The organism is Mucilaginibacter sp., assembly GCF_036383575.1.
Classification (GTDB): Bacteria; Bacteroidota; Bacteroidia; order Sphingobacteriales; family Sphingobacteriaceae; genus Mucilaginibacter.
This window is the reverse complement of the sequence record NZ_DASVOB010000615.1, coordinates 1-3503: the sequence shown is the minus strand read 5'-3', so window position 1 is coordinate 3503 and position 3503 is coordinate 1. Positions and strand designations below refer to the sequence as shown.

The window sequence follows — 3503 nt, the reverse complement described above, 5'->3', positions numbered from 1 at the left end:
ACCAACGGTTCAACCTCAAATTTGGTAGCTGCAACAATGAGTATAAGCATATTGCATTATTTTGACGGCTAATATAAAACAACTCACCTGTTTTTGTTTTGTATATTTGCACCCACTTTTGTTATGATGATACATATAACGCGCAAGGAACATTTTAATGCCGCTCACCGGATGTACCGTGAGGAATGGAGCGCTGAAAAAAACTTTGAGGTGTTTGGCAAATGCGCAAACCCCAATTGGCATGGTCACAATTACAACCTGTTTGTAACTGTAAAGGGCGAGGTCACGCACGCCACCGGCTATCTTATCGATTTAAAAGAGCTGAAGATAATTATCAACGAATATGTTATTGAAAAGCTTGACCATAAAAACATCAATAAAGATGTTGATTTTATGGCCGGCAAAATGGCATCGACCGAGTTGCTCTGCATTGAGATCTTTAATCAATTAAAAGGACCTATTGAAGCTTACGAGGGTGTGTTTTTACATTCGGTTAAGCTGTACGAAACCGAAAACAATTCTGCCGAGTATTTTGGCGGTTAATTTTATAAGATGAGCGATTCACAATTTAGCCAGGATACCGACGATGACGATTTCGGCGGATACATTAAAATAGATCGTTACAACCAGGAGCGTATTGATAGTTTAAAGGGAAACTACCACAACGTATTAAAGCAAATAGGCGAAGATGCCGAGCGCGAAGGTTTGTTAAAAACCCCCGAGCGTGTAGCCAAAGCCATGCTTTATTTAACCCACGGTTACGAGCTTAACGCCGAAGAGATCCTGAACTCGGCCAAGTTTAAGGAAGATTACAGCCAGATGGTGGTAGTGAAAGACATTGAAGTATACTCGATGTGTGAACACCATATGTTGCCATTTTTTGGCAAAGCTCATGTGGCCTATATCCCTAACGGGCATGTGGTTGGCTTAAGCAAGATACCCCGGGTAGTTGATGTATTTGCCCGCCGTTTGCAGGTGCAGGAACGTTTAACTAACGAGATCCGCGATTGTATTCAGCAAACCCTGAACCCTTATGGCGTAGGTGTGGTAATTGAATGCCGTCACTTGTGCATGAGCATGCGCGGTGTACAAAAACAGAACTCGGTAACCACAACCTCAGCCTTTACCGGCGAGTTCCTGAAAGAAAAAACAAGAACTGAGTTTTTGAATTTGATATCATCTAAACTAAGTTAGCCCCCCGGCCCCCTAAAGGGGGAGTGATGGGAGCTAATAATTATATTATAAACACTAAAACAAAATTCCCCCTTTAGGGGGTTAGGGGGCTAATGAAAGCATATATTTTCCCGGGCCAGGGTGCCCAGTTTGTAGGTATGGGCAAGGACCTGTACGACCAGTCAGAAAAAGCACGTGAGCTGTTTGAAAAAGCTAACGAGATCTTAGGTTTCCGCATTACCGATGTAATGTTTGAAGGTACTGCCGAAGACCTGGTGCAAACCAATGTTACCCAGCCTGCTATTTACTTACACTCCACTATTTTAGCTACCGTTTTGGGTGATGACTTTCAGCCCGAAATGGTTGCCGGTCATTCACTGGGCGAGTTTTCGGCCCTTGTTGCCGCAGGTGCTTTAACCTTTGAAGATGGTTTACGTTTAGTAGCTGCCCGTGCCAATGCTATGCAGAAAGCCTGTGAAATACAGCCATCAACCATGGCCGCTATCTTAGGGTTGGATGATTTTACTGTTGAAGATATTTGCGAGCGCATAAGCGAAGTGGTTGTGCCTGCAAACTATAACTGCCCCGGACAATTGGTAATATCAGGTTCAATTGCCGGTATTGATGAGGCATGTATTAAAATGACCGAGGCCGGTGCTAAACGTGCTTTGAAGCTGAAAGTAGGTGGCGCGTTCCACTCGCCATTAATGGAAGCCGCAAGAGTTGAGCTTGAAGCAGCCATTGTTGCAACTGAAATTAAATCCCCGGTATGCCCGATCTATCAAAATATTGATGCCAAACCATATACAGATCCCGAGCTGATCAAGAAAAACCTGATTGCCCAGCTTACCGGTGCTGTTAGATGGACGCAAACAGTAATGCATATGCTTGAAGATGGCGCCACGTCATTTACCGAAGTGGGGCCGGGCAATGTACTGCAGGGGCTTGTTAAAAAGGTTGATAAAACCGTGATAACAGCAAGCGCCGTGTTACCGCAATAATTTTTAAAAGCCACATACAACATGTGGCTTTTATTTTTGTTATAGGCTTGTAATAAACAAAAAATCCATAGTATAGCAACATCTTGACTACTTCCGGAAAAATACGCCTATTGCTTGCTCTTTTAGGGCTTAGTTTACTGTTTACAGCTATTATTGTTCAAAAAACATATACGCCTGTAAACAGCCTTGTGCAGTCTGCCCGGGTTTTGGAAGATAACCTCCATAACAAGGAGGCTTTTATAAATAAGCAGCTTAACGGCACCGGACGCTTTAAAAAGATGATGAACCTGCGCAATAATGAGCAGGATGCCATTAATGCTATTGAAAATTTTACTACCCAAAACAGCATTTGGTTTATAACCCTAACCAATAATAAATTAAGCTTTTGGAGCGGTATCAAAGTATTGCCCGATAGTACAAATACCATTAAAGAGGGTTATTCATTTATTCAGCAGCCTAATGGATATTATGAAACCTTCCGGAAAACGGAGGGCAACTTTTCGGTTATCTTCTTTATCCCGGTAAAGATCAATTATGCTTTTCAGAACAAATACCTTCAAAACAAATTTGCAAAAGACCTGCTGGACGATGATAACATTGACATAGCCGATTTTACAGATATCAATGTTTACGAGGTTCATAGCAGCGATAATGATTACCTGTTTTCGGTAAAGCTTAAGAATAATGGTACCAATAATGATTTTGTGTACTATGAACTTTCATTCTGGATCCTGACGGCTATTACGCTTTGTATCCTGATGCATAATATTTGCAGCTATGTAGCGTCAAAAGGGTATGTAGTGTTATCCATCATATTCCTGGCCTTATATATTGCGCTGTTCAGGTTTGTTAACCTGCACTATAACCTGCCCGATTTTACTTATAAGCTCAGTATCTTCAATCCCATATTTTATGGCTCAAGCCTGGTTTATCCTTCGCTGGGCGATTTTTGTATCAATATCCTGGTCATTTTTTGGTTTGTAGCTTTTGTGTACAGGCAGCGGCGCAAATTTTTGAATGATATACAAAATAAAACCACAGGCTACATTATAGTTGTTATTTCTATTCTAACACTTATAGTCGTATCAACTTCATTGTTAAGTTTGTTTTATGGCTTGGTTATCAACTCAAAAATCAATTTTGATGTAAATAATGTACTCAGCTTAACAGGGTTCAGCATATTGGGGGTATTAATGCTGTGCTTTAGCTTTTTGATATTTTACCTGCTCAATGAAATTGTTTTAACCATATGCCTGAAGCTTAATGTACCGCGAACTCACCAGTTATTCCTGCTCTTATTCGGAATAGCCATAACTACTGTTGTGTTTG

The 3503-nt window shown here is 41.1% G+C and carries 4 protein-coding genes; all 4 read left to right on the top strand.

The features are described 5' to 3' along the window. Positions 1–126 precede the first annotated feature (126 nt). Positions 127–543, top strand: coding sequence for a 6-pyruvoyl trahydropterin synthase family protein (locus tag VF500_RS21885; RefSeq protein WP_090534603.1), 417 nt, complete (start codon positions 127–129; stop codon positions 541–543). 9 nt (positions 544–552) lie between these two features. Beyond that, a complete protein-coding gene (folE, locus tag VF500_RS21880; protein ID WP_330861718.1) occupies positions 553–1194 on the top strand; it encodes a GTP cyclohydrolase I FolE in 642 nt (213 codons plus the stop codon). A 92-nt stretch (positions 1195–1286) separates the two neighbouring features. Continuing rightward, complete coding sequence (gene fabD, locus VF500_RS21875) at positions 1287–2174, top strand: ACP S-malonyltransferase (RefSeq protein ID WP_330861717.1); 888 nt, start codon at positions 1287–1289, stop codon at positions 2172–2174. Between the two features lie 83 nt (positions 2175–2257). Further along, positions 2258–3503, top strand: a 1246-nt coding sequence (locus VF500_RS21870) for a hypothetical protein (protein ID WP_330861716.1), incomplete at its 3' end; no start/stop codon positions are given.

Bases quoted from the DNA above. Each gene is read 5' to 3' on its own strand.
- fabD (WP_330861717.1), top strand. From the start codon at position 1,287: ATGAAAGCATATATTTTCCCGGGCCAGGGTGCCCAGTTTGTAGGTATG.
- VF500_RS21885 (WP_090534603.1), top strand. From the start codon at position 127: ATGATACATATAACGCGCAAGGAACATTTTAATGCCGCTCACCGGATG.
- folE (WP_330861718.1), top strand. From the start codon at position 553: ATGAGCGATTCACAATTTAGCCAGGATACCGACGATGACGATTTCGGC.